At 69.8% G+C, this 15,288-nt stretch carries 19 protein-coding genes; 5 read left to right on the top strand and 14 right to left on the bottom strand.

Annotated elements, in window-relative coordinates; genetic code table 11:
* From recA to dapA, 9 genes are all read right to left on the bottom strand, one after another.
* Positions 1 to 1,021: recombinase RecA (gene recA / locus D8Y23_RS14330; RefSeq protein ID WP_128218772.1), on the bottom strand; the 1,021-nt coding region annotated here is incomplete at its 3' end.
* Positions 1,022 to 1,293: 272 nt separating this feature from the next.
* Entirely contained in the window at positions 1,294 to 1,518 is a 225-nt protein-coding gene (locus D8Y23_RS14325) for a DUF3046 domain-containing protein (RefSeq protein WP_128218771.1), read from the bottom strand.
* A 9-nt stretch (positions 1,519 to 1,527) separates the two neighbouring features.
* Positions 1,528 to 1,836 carry a helix-turn-helix domain-containing protein gene (locus tag D8Y23_RS14320; protein ID WP_128218770.1) on the bottom strand — a complete coding sequence of 103 codons (309 nt, stop codon included), beginning with the start codon at positions 1,834 to 1,836 and terminating at the stop codon, positions 1,528 to 1,530.
* Between the two features lie 158 nt (positions 1,837 to 1,994).
* Positions 1,995 to 2,522, bottom strand: a complete 528-nt coding sequence (locus D8Y23_RS14315) for a CinA family protein (protein WP_128218769.1) — start codon at positions 2,520 to 2,522, stop codon at positions 1,995 to 1,997.
* On the bottom strand, positions 2,519 to 3,106 hold the full coding sequence (pgsA, locus tag D8Y23_RS14310; RefSeq protein WP_128218768.1) for a CDP-diacylglycerol--glycerol-3-phosphate 3-phosphatidyltransferase: 588 nt from the start codon (positions 3,104 to 3,106) through the stop codon (positions 2,519 to 2,521). Before pgsA ends, D8Y23_RS14315 begins: the two co-directional genes overlap by 4 nt.
* Complete coding sequence (locus D8Y23_RS14305) at positions 3,106 to 5,799, bottom strand: DNA translocase FtsK (protein WP_128218767.1); 2,694 nt, start codon at positions 5,797 to 5,799, stop codon at positions 3,106 to 3,108. The genes pgsA and D8Y23_RS14305 overlap by 1 nt, the downstream gene beginning before the upstream one ends.
* A gap of 78 nt (positions 5,800 to 5,877) precedes the next feature.
* The gene (locus D8Y23_RS14300; protein WP_128218766.1) at positions 5,878 to 6,369 is read right to left on the bottom strand and encodes a GNAT family N-acetyltransferase; all 492 of its coding nucleotides are present in this window, start codon (positions 6,367 to 6,369) and stop codon (positions 5,878 to 5,880) included.
* Between the two features lie 69 nt (positions 6,370 to 6,438).
* Positions 6,439 to 8,115, bottom strand: a complete 1,677-nt coding sequence (locus D8Y23_RS14295) for a ribonuclease J (RefSeq protein ID WP_128218765.1) — start codon at positions 8,113 to 8,115, stop codon at positions 6,439 to 6,441.
* Between the two features lie 77 nt (positions 8,116 to 8,192).
* On the bottom strand, positions 8,193 to 9,170 hold the full coding sequence (gene dapA / locus D8Y23_RS14290; RefSeq protein ID WP_128218764.1) for a 4-hydroxy-tetrahydrodipicolinate synthase: 978 nt from the start codon (positions 9,168 to 9,170) through the stop codon (positions 8,193 to 8,195).
* A gap of 111 nt (positions 9,171 to 9,281) precedes the next feature.
* Here dapA and D8Y23_RS14285 point away from each other — a divergent pair, with 111 nt between their 5' ends.
* Positions 9,282 to 9,818 carry an NUDIX domain-containing protein gene (locus tag D8Y23_RS14285; protein WP_128218763.1) on the top strand — a complete coding sequence of 179 codons (537 nt, stop codon included), beginning with the start codon at positions 9,282 to 9,284 and terminating at the stop codon, positions 9,816 to 9,818.
* A gap of 1 nt (position 9,819) precedes the next feature.
* On the opposite strand, the gene D8Y23_RS14280 is transcribed toward D8Y23_RS14285, so the two are convergent.
* Genes D8Y23_RS14280 through D8Y23_RS14270 form a run of 3 tightly spaced genes read right to left on the bottom strand, consistent with a single transcriptional unit; the run spans position 9,820 to position 11,881 of the window.
* A complete protein-coding gene (locus D8Y23_RS14280) occupies positions 9,820 to 10,575 on the bottom strand; it encodes an SDR family NAD(P)-dependent oxidoreductase (protein WP_128218762.1) in 756 nt (251 codons plus the stop codon).
* Positions 10,572 to 11,075 (bottom strand): dihydrofolate reductase, encoded by a 504-nt coding sequence (locus tag D8Y23_RS14275; protein WP_128218761.1) that lies wholly within the window; start codon positions 11,073 to 11,075, stop codon positions 10,572 to 10,574. The genes D8Y23_RS14280 and D8Y23_RS14275 overlap by 4 nt, the downstream gene beginning before the upstream one ends.
* The gene (locus D8Y23_RS14270) at positions 11,072 to 11,881 is read right to left on the bottom strand and encodes a thymidylate synthase (protein WP_128218760.1); all 810 of its coding nucleotides are present in this window, start codon (positions 11,879 to 11,881) and stop codon (positions 11,072 to 11,074) included. Before D8Y23_RS14270 ends, D8Y23_RS14275 begins: the two co-directional genes overlap by 4 nt.
* Before the next feature lie 177 nt (positions 11,882 to 12,058).
* Between D8Y23_RS14270 and D8Y23_RS14265 the strand changes: the two genes are divergently transcribed.
* The 4 genes from D8Y23_RS14265 to D8Y23_RS14250 all read left to right on the top strand — a co-directional run bounded on the left by D8Y23_RS14265 (position 12,059) and on the right by D8Y23_RS14250 (position 14,505).
* Positions 12,059 to 12,496: a TlpA family protein disulfide reductase gene (locus D8Y23_RS14265; protein WP_128218759.1), complete on the top strand. Its 438-nt coding sequence runs from the start codon at positions 12,059 to 12,061 to the stop codon at positions 12,494 to 12,496.
* Positions 12,489 to 13,064, top strand: coding sequence for a DUF4395 domain-containing protein (locus D8Y23_RS14260; RefSeq protein ID WP_128218758.1), 576 nt, complete (start codon positions 12,489 to 12,491; stop codon positions 13,062 to 13,064). The genes D8Y23_RS14265 and D8Y23_RS14260 overlap by 8 nt, the downstream gene beginning before the upstream one ends.
* A 108-nt stretch (positions 13,065 to 13,172) precedes the next feature.
* Positions 13,173 to 13,598 carry an OsmC family peroxiredoxin gene (locus D8Y23_RS14255; protein WP_128218757.1) on the top strand — a complete coding sequence of 142 codons (426 nt, stop codon included), beginning with the start codon at positions 13,173 to 13,175 and terminating at the stop codon, positions 13,596 to 13,598.
* Positions 13,591 to 14,505, top strand: a complete 915-nt coding sequence (locus D8Y23_RS14250; RefSeq protein ID WP_128218756.1) for a TIGR01777 family oxidoreductase — start codon at positions 13,591 to 13,593, stop codon at positions 14,503 to 14,505. Before D8Y23_RS14255 ends, D8Y23_RS14250 begins: the two co-directional genes overlap by 8 nt.
* Positions 14,506 to 14,528: 23 nt before the next feature.
* Here D8Y23_RS14250 and D8Y23_RS14245 read toward each other — a convergent pair whose 3' ends face one another.
* Positions 14,529 to 14,981 carry a hypothetical protein gene (locus D8Y23_RS14245; RefSeq protein ID WP_128218755.1) on the bottom strand — a complete coding sequence of 151 codons (453 nt, stop codon included), beginning with the start codon at positions 14,979 to 14,981 and terminating at the stop codon, positions 14,529 to 14,531.
* Positions 14,978 to 15,288: dihydrodipicolinate reductase C-terminal domain-containing protein (locus D8Y23_RS14240; protein ID WP_275087516.1), on the bottom strand; the 311-nt coding region annotated here is incomplete at its 5' end. The genes D8Y23_RS14245 and D8Y23_RS14240, both read right to left, overlap by 4 nt.

Genomic DNA, 15,288 nt, shown 5'->3' with positions numbered 1-15,288 from the left:
CCGCCGGCACGGCGGCCGCAGCCGGTGCACCGATGCCGAGCTTGCCCTTGATCTTCGACTCGATCTCGGCGGCGACGTCGGGATTCTTGATCAGGAAGTTGCGGGCATTCTCTTTCCCCTGCCCCAGTTGCTCCCCGTCGTAGGTGTACCACGCGCCGGACTTCTTCACGATGCCGTGCTCGACGCCGAAGTCGATCAGGCTGCCCTCTCGCGAGATGCCGACGCCGTACAGGATGTCGAACTCGGCCTGCTTGAACGGCGGCGCCATCTTGTTCTTGACGACCTTCACCCGAGTCCGGTTACCCACCGCCTCGGTGCCGTCCTTGAGGGTCTCGATGCGTCGGATGTCGAGTCGGACCGACGCGTAGAACTTCAGCGCCTTTCCACCCGCGGTGGTCTCGGGAGAACCGAAGAAGACACCGATCTTCTCGCGCAGCTGGTTGATGAAGATCGCCGTGGTCTTGGTCGTGTTCAGACCACCGGTGAGCTTTCGAAGGGCCTGCGACATGAGGCGGGCCTGCAGACCGACGTGCGAATCACCCATCTCGCCCTTGATCTCGGCCTCGGGAACCAGGGCGGCGACGGAGTCGATGACGACGAGGTCGATCGCTCCGGAGCGGATCAGCATGTCGGCGATCTCGAGCGCCTGCTCACCGGTGTCGGGCTGGGAGACGAGGAGGGCGTCAATGTCGACGCCGAGCTTCTTCGCGTACTCGGGGTCGAGGGCGTGCTCCGCGTCGATGAAGGCCGCGATGCCGCCCGCGCGCTGCGCGTTGGCGATCGCGTGCAGCGTGAGCGTGGTCTTACCCGACGACTCCGGGCCGTAGATCTCGATGATGCGACCGCGGGGAAGGCCGCCGATGCCGAGTGCGACGTCGAGCGCGACGGATCCGGTGGAGATGGTCTCGATCGGTGCGCGCTCGTCACTGCCGAGACGCATGACCGAGCCCTTCCCGAACTGACGGTCGATCTGGGCGAGGGCCGATTCGAGGGCCTTCTCGCGCTCTGCGGGTGAGGGCATGACGTCTTCTTTCTTCTCGCGTTCCGTCGCCTATAGGCTGTCGCGCTCGCCACCGACGGTGGTGATGCCCGACAAGGCGTTCAGAGTGTCGTTCGACAACGCTCACGTTAGGGAGGGCCTCCGACATCGGCGGAGGAGAACCAGCCTTTTGTGGACGAAGACGCCCGCAACTCCGATGTGTAGGAGCCTACGCCGGAATCGAACGTAGATTCGATGACACGCCGCGACACACGCCGTCGCAGTCGAAGGAGCAGTCTGGCGGCACCACCCCGTCAGCGCCGCCGCGGATCGAGTCGCCCGACCCCGTAGCGGCGCTCCGCCGGAACATCCGTCTCTTCGCATAGTGCGAGCCAGACATCCCTCGGGTCGACACCGGCCGCGAGGGCATCCGCGCTCGTTCGTCCACCGACGGAAGAGAGCACGAGATCGGTCATCAAGGAATGCCCGCGCGCACCGAACTCATCGGCGACCGCGCGGTCGAATTCACTCCGTCGCATCCCGCGAGGTCAGTGCAGGGAGAACTCGGGCTCGACCGCCGCCACCAGGTCGTCGGGAACCACATCGGGGAACGTCTGCAGACCTTCGAGGACCGACAAACGGTCGCCGACCTCGCGCATGATCGTCGAGATGGGCACGTCGAGTGCTTCCGCGACGGAGGCGAGGATCTCGCTCGATGCTTCCTTCTGGCCGCGCTCGACCTCGCTCAGGTAGCCGAGGGCGACGCTGGCGCGGCTGGCGACCTGACGAAGGGTACGGCCCTTCTGCTGGCGGAGCTCACGCAGGACCTCGCCGATCTCTTGACGGACCAGGATCATGTGAACCCCTCCTCACGACCGATTCCTCCGCTGCCCGGGTGGACAACGGTACAACACCGTTTCAGGTCACCCTAATGCCGCGCGCTGGGCACTGGATGGGAATCGCTGGGAACAACCCGGATGTGTCATCATTTGTTCCCGTCGCCCGCGTCCGCGGGTCACAACGCCGCGAGGGCGCGTCGGACCGCGATGTGCGTCGCCTCGCGCCGGATGCGATCGCGATCGCCGGAGATGACGAGAGAGTCGACGCGCGTCCCGAGGGGCGTCGAGACCGCGATGTGAACCGTCCCGACCGGCTGCCCGTCCTGGGGGTCGGGACCGGCCACGCCCGTCGTCGCGATGCCGACGTCGGCCGGGGTCCCGTCACGACCGAGGACGTCGCGCACGCCCCGGGCCATCTGGCGCGCCACGCGCGGATGCACCGCCCCGTGGGCGTCCAGGAGCGCCGGATCGACACCGAGGACGCTGTGCTTCAGATCCGTCGCGTATGCGACGACGCCGCCGCGCACCGCGCGGGAGGCACCGGGGACGTCGATGAGCGAGGACACCACCATTCCGCCCGTGAGCGACTCGGCCACCGCAATGGTCCAGCCGAGCTCGACGAGTCGGTCCAACAGCACCGCCGCGCTCTCGCGCGGGTCGCGCACGAGCGTCTCGTCGAGGTCGTCGGGGACGCCGTCGATCACGGGCGGCGCCGCTTCGCGCGTGCCCCACGCACCTCGGAGACGACATAGTCGATGCCGGAGGCGATGGTGAGGATCACGGCGATCGTCATCGTGACCGCACCCGCCCACCACACGGTCGTCTGCCAGGCATCGGCATCCGAGAGGGAGGCCAGCGGCAGCAGCGCGATCGAGAGCGCCACCGCCTGCGCGACGGTCTTGAGCTTGCCCATCCACGCGGCCGCGAGCACATGGTCGCTAACCACCATGAACCGGTAGACCGTGATGCCGATCTCGCGGACGAGCACGACAACGGTCACCCACCAGTCCAGCTCGCCCAGGATGGACAGCCCGACGAACGCCACACCGGTGAGCACCTTGTCGGCGATCGGGTCGAGGAGCTTGCCCAGGTCGCTGACGAGCTCGTAGCGGCGGGCGATGTAGCCGTCGACGCCGTCCGTGGCGATCGCGACGATGAACACCACCGCCGCGGCCCACCGCAGCCCGCCCCCGGCCCCGCCGTCCGCGAGAAGCATCCAGAGGAACACCGGCGCGCACAGGATGCGCGCGATCGTGATCGCGTTGGGAAGCTGGGGGTGGACGGCCATCAGTCGCGCCCCGTCAGCTGCCAGGCGTCTTCCGAGCCCTCGTCGTCTCCCACGACCGGGAGACCGTCGTACTGCGCCTCGACGGCATCGGGACCGTACCTGTCCTCGTCCTCGGCACCCGCCGGCGGCTCCTCGCCGCGTAGGCGAGCGAGGACGGCCGGCAGCTGCTCGTTCGTGACGAGCACGTCGCGCGCCTTGGATCCCTCGGACGGCCCGACGATCTCGCGGGACTCCAAGAGGTCCATGAGGCGGCCGGCCTTGGCGAAGCCGACCCGCAGCTTGCGTTGCAGCATCGAGGTCGAACCGAACTGCGTCGAGACGACGAGCTCGGCGGCGGCGAGCAGCAGTTCCAGGTCGTCCCCGATGTCGGCGTCGATCTCTTTCTTCTCGGCGGCCGCCTGGACGTCGGAGCGATACTCGGGTCGGGCCTGCTGCGTGACGTGCGCGACGACCCGCTCGATCTCGGGCTCGCTGACCCACGCCCCCTGCACGCGCACGGCCTTGGACGCGCCCATCGGCAGGAAGAGCCCGTCGCCCTGGCCGATGAGACGATCGGCGCCCGGCTGGTCGAGGATGACGCGCGAGTCGGTGACGCTGGTGACGGCGAACGCGAGTCGCGACGGCACGTTCGCCTTGATGAGGCCGGTGACCACGTCGACCGACGGCCGCTGTGTCGCCAGGACGAGGTGGATGCCGCTGGCTCGAGCGAGCTGGGTGATGCGCACGATCGAGTCCTCGACGTCGCGGGGGGCGACCATCATCAGGTCGGCGAGCTCATCGACCACCACGAGGAGGTAGGGGTAGGGCTTGAGTACGCGCTCGCTGCCCGCGGGGAGCTGGATCTCGTCCGCGACGACGGCCCTGTTGAAGTCGTCGATGTGACGGAAGCCGAACGACGCGAGGTCGTCGTAGCGCATGTCCATCTCTTTCACGACCCACTGCAGCGCCTCGGCCGCCTTCTTGGGGTTCGTGATGATCGGCGTGATGAGGTGCGGCACACCCGCGTACGACGTCAGCTCGACGCGCTTCGGGTCGATGAGGACCATTCGCACCTCGGACGGCTTCGCCCGCATCAGCAGACTCGTGATCATCGAGTTGACGAAGCTCGACTTTCCCGAGCCCGTGGAACCGGCGACGAGGAGGTGGGGCATCTTCGCGAGGTTCGCGACGACGAAGCCACCGCCCACGTCCTTGCCGACGCCGATGGTCATGGGGTGCGTCGACGTCGTCGCGGCATCCGACCGGAGGATGTCGCCGAGTGTGACGATCTCGCGGTCGGCGTTCGGGATCTCGACGCCGATCGCGCTCTTGCCCGGAATGGGGGCGAGGATGCGTACCTCGTTCGACGCCACGGCGTACGCGATGTTGTTTGTCAGCGCGGTGATGCGCTCGACCTTGACGCCCGGCCCGACCTCGATCTCGTACTGGGTCACCGTCGGGCCGCGGGAGAACCCGGTGACGCGCGCATCGACCTTGAACTGCTCCATCACGCTCTCGATGGCACGTACGACGGCGTCGTTCGCCGCGGATCGCTCCTTGGGCGGCGTGCCGGCCGCCAGCGCAGCCACCGACGGCAGGCGGTAGTTCGCCGACGGCGGCAGACCCGCGTGGTCGCCCCCGAGGCCGGAGATGCCCGGCAGGTCGTCGCCGTCGGCATCGTCGGTCGACGGCGAGTCGTCACGCAGCCCCCGACCGGCGGGGATTCCCGCGAGCGCCGACGGGTCGATGATCTCGGTGAGCGCGTCGGGGGCGGGCGGGAGCGGGGGGCGAACCGGGGGAACGGCCGGAACCGACGGCTCGACCACGGCGGACTCGAAGCCCCCCTGCGGGGTCCCCGGCGTGAGAAGCGCCGTGAGATCGTCGGAACCGAGGTCGCCGTCGGCGTCCTCTTCGCGGCCCGACTTGTTCCGACGCCACCACGGGAGGGACTTCTCCGCGGGCTCTTCGTCGTCGGCATCCACGGGGAGGACGGCTGTAGCGGCATCCTTCTCGACCCGCTCCGCGCCGAACATCCAGGCATACAGGTCGCCGAGCCGACGACCGATCCGATTGGGCGGAGTCTTCGTCAGGATCAGGACGCTGAGCAGCGTCAGGACGGACAGCGCGATGTATGCCCCGACGTCGGTGAGGACGAGGGCGAGCGGCTCACCGCTGAGCCATCCCGCCAGTCCGCCAGCGAGACTCAATCGCGGCAGGCCCTCGCTCGGCGCCGGCCCGCCGCCGGCGACGTGGCAGAAACCGGCCATCGCGACGACGAACAGGGCGAATCCGATCCCGATGCGCCCGTTGTCGTGAACTGATGACGGATGCCGGAACAACCACCCCGCGAGCAGGAGCAGCAGCACGGGGAAGACGAACGCCACTCGGCCGATGAGACCGCCGAAGCTGTAGGCGCTGATCGCGGCGGCGACGTCGTTGCCGATGAAGAACCACTCGACGACCGCGCCGAGCGCGGCGAGGAGAACGAGGAAGAACGGGAACCCGTCGCGTCGCTGATCGCGCTCGAGGGTCTCGGGGCCGAAGACGCGGAACATGCCGCCGACCGCGTGGGCCAGCGCCGTCCACGCGCGAACGGCGACCGGAGGCTTCTCGGGCTCGTCGACGTACCGCTTGGGTGCGGGCGCCGACGCTTTCGGCCGCGCCTGTCCCTTCGCGGGAGCGCGACCGCCGGACGTGGACGAACTGCGGGGCATTCCTCCACGGTAGGCGGGGTGTCCGACATTCGCGCGGACCGACGCGGGGTTCGAGACAGGACCGATACGCACGGGGCTTCAGCGCAGGGTCTTCACCATGACGTCGCGTCCCTGGCCCGCCCGGGTGACGGCGAACCCTGCGCTGCGGTAGAAAGTCCGGGCGAAGTTGTCGCGGTCCACACTCAGGCTGATGCGCGAGTACCCCTGATCGCGGGCGTGATCGACCAGGCGCTGGAGGAGTGCCCTCCCCACTCCGTGCGCGCGCCACACCGGGCGCACGCCGATGATCAGCTCGGGAACCCCCGTCCCGACCCATCCGAATCCGGGCTCGCTGCGCGGCAGCATGCGGTACCAGGCCGCGCCGATCGCCTCGCCCGCGGGCGACTCCGCCACGAATCCGGCATCCCCCGGTCGTTGCCAGCCGGAAACGTACCGGCGGTGGTCGGCATTGCTGAGCACCTCGTGACGCGGTCGGGCGTTACCGGCACGCCAATTCGCGGCCTCGACCGTCATATCGGCCAGGAAAGCACCGTCGGACGGGAGCGCCGCGCGGATCGGGATGGCGGGCATGCCCCGCATGATACCGACGAGCGGGCGCCGGGTCCGCTCCCCCACGGCACCGGGGAGCGGACTCGAGACTCACGCCTCGATGACGAGGGGCACGATCATCGGACGACGACGCAGCGACTGGTTCACCCAGCGGCCGATCGTTCGGCGGACGACCTGCGACAGCGCGTGGGTATCGCGGACGCCCGACTGAGCCGCCTCGGCGAGCGCCGCCGCGATCTTGGGCTTGACGCTCTCGAACACCGCGGCATCCTCCGCGAATCCGCGGGCGTGGACCTCGGGACCCGAGATGATCTTGCCGGTCTGACGGTCCACCACCACGATGACCGAGATGAAACCCTCTTCGCCGAGGATGCGGCGGTCCTTGAGGTCGGCGTCCGTGATCTCGCCCACCGACGACCCGTCGACGTAGACGAACCCGATGTCGAGCTGTCCCACGGCCTCGGCACGCCCGTCGCGCAGGTCGACCACGGTGCCGTTCTCCCCGAGGATGGTGCGCTCCGCGGGAATCCCCGTCTCCTGCGCCAGCTTCGCGTTGGCCATCAGGTGCCGGAACTCGCCGTGGACGGGGAGCACGTTCTTGGGCTTGAGGATGTTGTAGCAGTAGAGCAGTTCGCCGGCGGCCGCGTGACCCGAGACGTGCACCTTGGCGTTGCCCTTGTGCACCACGGTCGCGCCGAGCTTAGTCAGCCCGTCGATGACGCGGTACACCGCGTTCTCGTTCCCCGGAATGAGACTGGATGCCAGGATCACGGTGTCGCCCTCGCCCGGCTCGATCGCGTGGTCGAGGTTCGCCATGCGGCTGAGCACCGCCATCGGCTCCCCCTGCGACCCGGTCGACATGTAGACGATCTTGTCGTCGGGCAGGTCGCGCGCCTTCTTGTAGTCGATGAGGACGCCGTCGGGGACGTTGAGGTAGCCGAGGTCGGCGGCGATGCCCATGTTGCGCACCATGCTGCGGCCCAGGAGGGCGACCCGGCGCCCATTCGCATGGGCCGCGTCGAGCACCTGCTGCACGCGGTGGACGTGGCTCGAGAAGCTCGCGACGACGACGCGGCGGGGAGCGCGGGCGATCACCTGGTCGAGCACCGGCCCGATCGCGCGCTCGGTCGGCGTGAAGCCGGGCACGTCGGCATTGGTGGAGTCGACGAGGAACAGGTCGACGCCCTCCTCCCCCAGGCGCGCGAACGCGCGGAGGTCCGTGATCCGTCCGTCGAGCGGGAGCTGGTCCATCTTGAAGTCGCCGGTGGCCAGCACGAGACCGGCGGGAGTGCGGATGGCCACGGCCAAGGCATCCGGAATGGAGTGGTTGACAGCCACGAACTCGAGGTCGAACGGGCCGACCTGCTCGCGCTGGTCCTCCTTCACCGTGAGGGTGTAGGGCCGGATGCGGTGCTCCTTGAGCTTCGCCTCGATCAGGGCGAGGGTCAGGCCGGAACCGATGAGGGGGATGTCGCCCTTGAGCTTGAGCAGGTAGGGGACGGCTCCGATGTGGTCCTCGTGCCCGTGGGTGAGCACGACAGCGACGATGTCGTCGAGGCGGTGCTTGATCGGCTCGAAGTCGGGGAGGATCAGGTCGACGCCGGGCTGGTGCTCCTCGGGGAACAGCACACCGCAGTCGACGATGAGGAGCTTGCCCTCGTACTCGAAGACGGTCATGTTCCGGCCGACTTCGCCGAGCCCGCCGAGCGGGACGACGCGGAGGGTGCCCGGCGCGAGGGTGGGGGGATCGTAGACGGTCGTGGGCATATGGTGCCTCCTCGGATGCCGCCCTGCGGCACCCCTTCGTGTGGCGTCCCTGGCCGCGGTTCGGCGGACGCCGATGCTTATCTCGTGGTGCCGTGCACCTTGGGCAGTGCGCCGCCCGCGGCCGCGTTGCGGTCGGGGCGGAAGTTCGAGAAGTCGGTGCCGGGGACCTCGCGCACCAGGGCGAGTTCGTCCTCGATCGCCGCGGCCTCCCATTCCTCGGGACCGACCAGGGGCAGGCGCACGCGGGGACTGCCGATTCGGCCGAGACCGTGCAGGATGTACTTCGCCGCGACCGTCCCGGGCACGTGCGTCATCACGGCGCGCACGAGGGGCTCGAGCCGCTGGTGCGCTGCCGTGGCCGTGCCGAGGTCGCCGCGGTTCACGGCATCCACGATCGTCCGGTAGGGCGCGGCGGCGATGTTGGCGGTGACGCCGATGAGTCCGGACGCTCCGATCGACAGGTGCGGCAGGACGTTGGCGTCGTCGCCGGAGAAGTACATCAGGTCGGTCTGATTCAGCACGCGGCTCACCTCGCTGAAGTCGCCCTTGGCGTCCTTCACGGCGAGGATGTTCGGGTGCTTGGCGAGGCGCAGGATCGTCTCGTACTTGATCTCGACGCCGGTGCGACCGGGGATGTCGTACAGGATGACCGGTAGATCGGTCGCGTCGGCGACCAGACGGAAGTGCGTGAGGATGCCGGCCTGCGTGGGCTTGTTGTAGTACGGCGTGACGATCATGATGCCGTCGGCGCCGGCCTTCTCACTGGCCTTGTACAGCTCGATGGCGTGGGCCGTCTCGTTCGAGCCGCCGCCGGTGATGATCTTGGCGCGGCCGGCCGCGACGTCTTTGCCGACCTCGACGAGACGGAGCTTCTCGGGGTCGGTGAGCGTGGAGGTCTCCCCCGTGGTGCCCGTGACGACGACGCCGTCGGCGCCCGCACTGACCACATCGTCGATGTGCTTCTCGACCGCGGGCCAATCGACCTCACCGTCGGCCGTCATGGGCGTGACGAGCGCGACGAGCACCTGACCGAAGGGGTTGCCGGAGTGCGTCATGCTCCCAGGTTATCGGTTCGATCCGCGCTCGCCCCTGTCGCCGGAGCGCCCGGGATGAACATCGTGCGACGCCGGTCGGGTCGCGCAGCGCGGTCGCCCTAGGCTGACCGCATGGCCTGGACGACCCGCTCCACCCGCACCGTGTACGAGAACCGTTGGATCCGCGTGCACGAGGACGCGGTGACCGGACCCGACGGCGACGGGATCTACGGCGTGGTGAAGATGCAGCAGCCGGCGGTGTTCGTCGTCGCGGTGGACGACGAGGAACGCGTCTGCCTCGTCGAGCTCGAGCGGTACACGACGGGCCGATCGCTCGAGGTGCCCGCCGGCGGGAGCGACGGGGAGGACCCGCTCATCGCCGCTCGCCGGGAGCTTCGCGAGGAGACGGGCGTCACGGCGGCGAGCTGGCAGCATCTCGGGGGGATGAACGCCCTCAACGGTATCGCCGACGCCCCCGAGCACGTCTTCCTGGCCCGGGATCTTCAGATCGCGGATGCCACGTCCTCGCAGCGCGAAGAGGGTATCGAAGCCGTGCGGTGGGTGCCGTTCGCGGAGGTGCTGGGTCTCGTCGCCGACGGCGGGATCACGGACGGGGAGACGATCGCGGCGCTCGCCTTCGCCGGCATCCACCTCGGCCGGTTCCGCTGACTCACCGGCCGCGCGAGGCGGCCCGCACCACGACGCCATCGGGCAGAAGCCGCGACGCGGCCACGAGCAGCTTGTAGCGCAGCGACGAGATCGACACCGCGCGGCCACGGGCCGCGTCACGGAGGCCTTCGCGCACGACCGTTCGGGCGTCGAGCCACAGGCCCGGTGCGACACCCTCCTCCCCCGGTGGCAGCCCGAGGCGTTCGTGGAAGTTCGTGTGGACGAAGCCGGGGCAGACCGCGGTCACGGTCACTCCGCGCGGAGCGTAGGTCACGTTCGCCCAGCGGCTGAACGAGATGAGCCAGCCCTTGGCTGCGCCGTACGTGCCGCGGGGAACGAACCCGGCGACCGAGGCGACGTTGACGATGCGCCCGCTCCCGCGCTCCAGCATCGCGGGCAGCGCCGCGTGCGTCAGCCGCAGCGCGACCTCGACGTGCAGACGCAGGTGCCGCACCTCGTCGACGACGGCGTTCTTCTCGAACGCGAGATCGAGGCCGAAGCCCGCGTTGTTCACCAGGACGTCGACGCCCTCGGCGAGACGAGCCTCCACCGCGGCGAGATCGTCATCGTCGAGGAGATCCGCGGGAAGGATCTCGACCCGATTGCCGGAGGCGGCGCGGATGCCGTCCGCCACCCCGGCGAGAGCCTCGCGGTCGCGCCCGACGAGCACGACGTCCGCGCCGCGGGCGGCGAGCTGGCGGGCGAACTCGGCGCCGAGGCCCGAGCTGGCGCCGGTGACGAGCACCGTCCGCGTCATGAGCGGTCCCCCGGCTCGTAGGTTTCGAAGCGATACCGGATGCCGGTGCGTGAGGTGTGCCAACCGTCGTCGGGATCGGCGGCGGTGCGCGTCCAGCCGGTGAGCGGCGGGGCGAACGTGTCGCCGTCGACGTCGATATCGAGCTGCGTGACCTGCAAGGAGTCCGCATGACCGATCGCCTCGGCGTACAGGCGACCGCCGCCCATCACCCACACCTCCGGCGTCGTAGCGAGCGCGCGGGCGGCATCCAGGGAATCGGCACGTTCAGCGCCCTCGTCCGCCCAGTCCGCGGAGCGTGAGACCACGATGTTCCGTCGGCCGGGCAGCGGACGGAACCGGGGAGGGAGCGACTCCCACGTGCGACGCCCCATGATGACGTCGGACTCCCCCGTCACCGCGCGGAAGTGCGCGAGGTCCTCCGGCACGTGCCACGGCATCCCGCCCTCGGCGCCGATGACGCCGCCGTGAGCCTGGGCCCAGACAAGCCCGAGCCTCGTCATACGGCGACGGCCGCGCGGATGGCGGGATGGTGCTGGTACCCCTCGACGACGATGTCGTCGTAGGTGTAATCGAAGATCGAAGCGGGCTTCCGGGCGAACCGCAGCGTGGGGTACGGGTACGGGTCGCGCGAGAGCTGCTCCTGCACCTGCTCGCGGTGGTTGTCGTACACGTGGCAGTCGCCGCCGGTCCAGACGAACTCGCCCGGCTGCAGCCCGGTCTGCTGCGCGATCATGAGCGTGAGCAGCGCGTAGGACGCGATGTTGAACGGCACCCCCAGGAACATGTCGGCGCTGCGCTGGTACAGCTGGCACGAGAGCTTGCCGTCGGCGACGTAGAACTGGAACAGCGCGTGACACGGGGCGAGCGCCATGTCGGGGATGTCGGCCGGGTTCCAGGCCGAGACGATGAGGCGACGGGAGTCGGGATCGCGGCGGATCTGCTCGATGACCTGCGAGATCTGGTCGATTGCGCCGCCGTCAGCCGTCGGCCAGGACCGCCATTGGACGCCGTAGACCGGCCCCAGTTCGCCGTCGGCATCCGCCCACTCGTCCCAGATGCTCACGCCGTGCTCCTGCAACCACCCCACGTTGGATTCGCCGCGCAGGAACCACAGCAGTTCGTAGACGATCGACTTCATGTGGACGCGCTTGGTCGTCACGAGCGGGAAGCCCGCGGCCAGGTCGAAGCGGATCTGCCGACCGAACACGCTCGTCGTGCCGGTGCCGGTGCGATCCGACTTGTGGACGCCCGACTCGAGGACGTCGCGGAGCAGGTCTTCGTAGGGCGTGGGGATGTCGGCGGTCACGGCCCTCACGATACCCGCGGGTCCCGCGCGCCGGGGTGCGGTCGGGGAAGGATCCTGGCGACGCGCCTGGTGGGGAGGAGGCGCCACCTGGACGCGGGCCGGGCAAACGCTGAGCGGAGGCGTCATCGGGCGACTCATCGGCCCCCCGCGCCCGCGGGCGGATTAGCGTTGTCGGTCGTGGACCTGACCATCGCTCTCTTCGCCATCGCCGCGCTCGTCGTGCTGGCAGCGGTCGCCGGCGTCGTCTTCCGCCTCGCCCAGGGCCGCGCCCGCACCGTGCACTCCGCCGAGATCGTCGACCCGCACCGCCTCGGTGCGGACGCCCTCGGCGAGGAGGCCACGCTGCTGCAGTTCAGCACCGAGATGTGCTCGCGCTGCCCCGGCGTGCACCGGATGCTGTCGGAGGTCGCCGACGGCCGCGAGGGCGTACGGCATCTCGACGTCGACCTCACCCACCGCCCCGACATCGCCCAGCACTTCCGCGTGCTGCAGACCCCCACGACGCTCGTCCTGGATCGCCACGGTGCGATCCGCACGCGCTTCGGGGGCACGCCCGGTCGTGCGGTCGTGGAACTCGAGCTCAGCCGCCTGCAAGAGGAGACCGCCCGTGCCTGAGACGCCCCGCATCGATGTCCGAGGCCCGAGGTTCGCGGCATCCCTCACCGCCGCTCTGCTGCTGGTCGCGACGTTCCTGTCGCTCGTCGGTATCTCGACGCAGCGCTCCCGCTCCTTCGGGTGGTTCGCCTACCAGCCGCTCGCGGATGCGGTGTACCGCCCCGAGGGTTGGGCCGTCTCGGCTGCTCCCCTGTCGGCGCGCATCCTCGACCCCGGCTTCCTGCTGCTGCTCGTCATCGCCCTGCTGTTCGTCTGGGGCGTCGCCTCTCCCCGCACCGCGCCGTGGGGAGTCCTGTACCGCCGCGTCGTTCAGCCGCGCCTCGCGCCGCCGACCGAGTTCGAAGATCCGCGGCCCCCGCGTTTCGCGCAGGGTGTCGGCCTTCTCGTCACCGCGGTCGGTCTCCTCCTCCACCTGGCGGGCGTGCCGTGGGCCCTGCCGATCGCTGCGGCCGCCGCGTTCATCGCCGCGTTTCTGAACGCGGCGTTCGGACTGTGCCTGGGATGCCAGCTCTACCTCGTTCTCCAGCGGGCGGGACTCATCGGGCGACGGCGTCCGTCGGCCGCCTGAGCCGCTTCATGAGTGCCGGCTGTCAAGACCTCGGACGTGTCGGGGCCTCTGGCTAGGCTGATCTGCGCCGCAGCCGTTCCGGGCTGCGCGAAACAACCGGAGGTTCGAATGTCCGTCACGAGCGAAGCCACCACCGCCTGGAAGGGCAGCCTGTTCGAGGGATCGGGCGAGGTCACCTTCACCTCCTCGGGGATCGGCACCTTCGACGTGAACTGGAAGGCCCGGAGCGAGGGCTCCGGCTCCGTCACCACCCCGGAGGAATTGCTGGCCGGCGCGCACTCGTCGTGCTTCAGCATGGCTCTCTCCAACGCTCTCGCTGAGAACGGCACGCCGCCCGAGTCGGTCGACGCGACCGCCTCGGTGACCTTCAAGCCCGGCACCGGCATCACCGGAAGCCACCTCAACGTCAGTGCTGTCGTGCCGGGGATCGACGCGGCCACCTTCGAGAAGATCGCGAACGACGCCAAGGCGAACTGCCCGGTCTCGCAGGCGCTCGCGGGCATCGACATCACCCTCGAGGCGACGCTTGCCTGAGTCTTCGGCCCGACGCGTCGTCCTCGCGGGCGCGTCGGGCCTCATCGGCTCCGCGCTGGCGGAGTCGTTGCGCGCCGACGACGTCGAGGTCACGTCGCTCGTACGGCATCCCGCCTCGGGCCCCCACGAGGTGCAGTGGTTGCACGACTCCGCGCCCCTCGACCCGGCGGTCCTCGCCGGGGCCGACGCCGTTGTGTGCCTCAACGGCGCCACGATCGGGCGATTCCCCTGGACGCCGTCGTACAAGAGTCAGCTGCTGTGGTCGCGGATCACCCCGACCCGGACGCTCGCTGCGGCGATCCGCGATCTCGGAGACGATGCGCCAGCGCTCGTCAACGCCTCGGCGACCGGCTACTACGGCTCGCAGCCCCGCACGGTGCTGACCGAGACCTCCCGCCGCGGAGACGGCTTCCTCGCCGATATCTGCGAAGAGTGGGAGAACGCCGCTCGCGCCGCCGGCCCCCGTGCGCGCGTCGCGCTCCTGCGCACGGCCCCGATCGTGCACGAACGAGGCGTCCTGAAGCCCCTGCTGCTGCTGACCCGGCTCGGCGTCTCGGGCCCCATCGGGCGGGGCACCCAGGTCTGGCCCTGGATCACGCTCGAGGACGAGGTCCGAGCGATCCGCCACGTCGTCGACTCCGAGGTGGACGGGCCCGTCAACCTGACCGGCCCGACGCGGGCGACCGCCAACGACCTCGGGTTCGCCCTGGCTCGACGCATGAACCGCCCGTACGCGCTGCGCGCCCCGGTCTGGGGGGTGAAGCTGGCGTTGGGGTCCGACGCGACCGAGGCGCTCCTCACCTCCGACGCCGACGTGCGCCCCTCCGTGCTGCGGGACGCCGGGTTCACGTTCCTGCACGAGACCGTCGAGGATGCCGTGGCATCCGCCGTCCCCGCCGCGCGCTGACCGGCAACTCGGGACTTTGTGTCTCAGACCGCGCGCCGGTCCGCGGCTTCGAGCGAGATGGCCTTTCGCACGGCTCCGCGGGCGCGGCGCCGGTCACCCGAGGCGTCGTAGGCGAGACCGAGCCGGTACCACGCGCGCCAGTCCTCCGGATGCTGCTCGACGTCGTAGCGGTACGCCGGGAACAGTGCGTCCGCGTCGTCCCGCGTCGCCCGTCCGCTCGGTCGGACCGCGATCTCCTCGTGGGGCAGGGCGTGCTCGGCATCCAGGATCTCGCCGAGCTTCTGCGCCCGCACGCCGAACCACAGTTCGCGTGCGATGGCCCACAGGGCGATGATCGGGAGCACGATGAGGGCGATGCCCATCGCGACACCCACGCCTTCCCCGCTGGTGAGGAGCACGATTGCGCGTTGCCCGGCCAGGGCGATGTACAGCAGGAGCAGGACCGTCATCACCGCGACGGCGATACGCGTCCTCATGCGCTGGTGACGCCGGCGACCTGACCCGACACGTCGTCTTCGACGATGGGCGCCTCGGGGCGCGCGGGGCGTGTACGCACTCCGATGTCGATGAAGCTGTCGAGCCCGACGATCACGCCGGAGGCCGAGCGCGCGGCGGCCATCGCGATCCGGATGCCGGGAGCGTACGCCGTGGCCGGGTCGACGGTGTCGTGCACGATCGTGAGCGACTCCCCCGCGCCGGAGAGAACCGTCTCCTGCCGCGCGATCACGCCGGGCCGCCTCAGCGAGTGAATCGGCACCGACGCGACCTGCTGGCCGCGCGCGC

The organism is Microbacterium enclense, assembly GCF_004022425.1.
Taxonomy (GTDB): Bacteria; Actinomycetota; Actinomycetes; order Actinomycetales; family Microbacteriaceae; genus Microbacterium; species Microbacterium enclense_A.
Note: the sequence above shows the minus strand (reverse complement) of the source record. Positions and strands in the feature narration are given on the sequence as shown.

What these genes read in the sequence shown, in the direction of transcription:
- D8Y23_RS14325 (WP_128218771.1), bottom strand. Translation starts at nt 1,518, where the DNA reads ATGCGACGGAGTGAATTCGACCGCGCGGTCGCCGATGAGTTCGGTGCG.
- D8Y23_RS14320 (WP_128218770.1), bottom strand. Translation starts at nt 1,836, where the DNA reads ATGATCCTGGTCCGTCAAGAGATCGGCGAGGTCCTGCGTGAGCTCCGC.
- pgsA (WP_128218768.1), bottom strand. Translation starts at nt 3,106, where the DNA reads ATGGCCGTCCACCCCCAGCTTCCCAACGCGATCACGATCGCGCGCATC.
- D8Y23_RS14305 (WP_128218767.1), bottom strand. Translation starts at nt 5,799, where the DNA reads ATGCCCCGCAGTTCGTCCACGTCCGGCGGTCGCGCTCCCGCGAAGGGA.
- D8Y23_RS14300 (WP_128218766.1), bottom strand. Translation starts at nt 6,369, where the DNA reads ATGCCCGCCATCCCGATCCGCGCGGCGCTCCCGTCCGACGGTGCTTTC.
- D8Y23_RS14295 (WP_128218765.1), bottom strand. Translation starts at nt 8,115, where the DNA reads ATGCCCACGACCGTCTACGATCCCCCCACCCTCGCGCCGGGCACCCTC.
- dapA (WP_128218764.1), bottom strand. Translation starts at nt 9,170, where the DNA reads ATGACGCACTCCGGCAACCCCTTCGGTCAGGTGCTCGTCGCGCTCGTC.
- D8Y23_RS14285 (WP_128218763.1), top strand. Translation starts at nt 9,282, where the DNA reads ATGGCCTGGACGACCCGCTCCACCCGCACCGTGTACGAGAACCGTTGG.
- D8Y23_RS14280 (WP_128218762.1), bottom strand. Translation starts at nt 10,575, where the DNA reads ATGACGCGGACGGTGCTCGTCACCGGCGCCAGCTCGGGCCTCGGCGCC.
- D8Y23_RS14275 (WP_128218761.1), bottom strand. Translation starts at nt 11,075, where the DNA reads ATGACGAGGCTCGGGCTTGTCTGGGCCCAGGCTCACGGCGGCGTCATC.
- D8Y23_RS14255 (WP_128218757.1), top strand. Translation starts at nt 13,173, where the DNA reads ATGTCCGTCACGAGCGAAGCCACCACCGCCTGGAAGGGCAGCCTGTTC.
- D8Y23_RS14245 (WP_128218755.1), bottom strand. Translation starts at nt 14,981, where the DNA reads ATGAGGACGCGTATCGCCGTCGCGGTGATGACGGTCCTGCTCCTGCTG.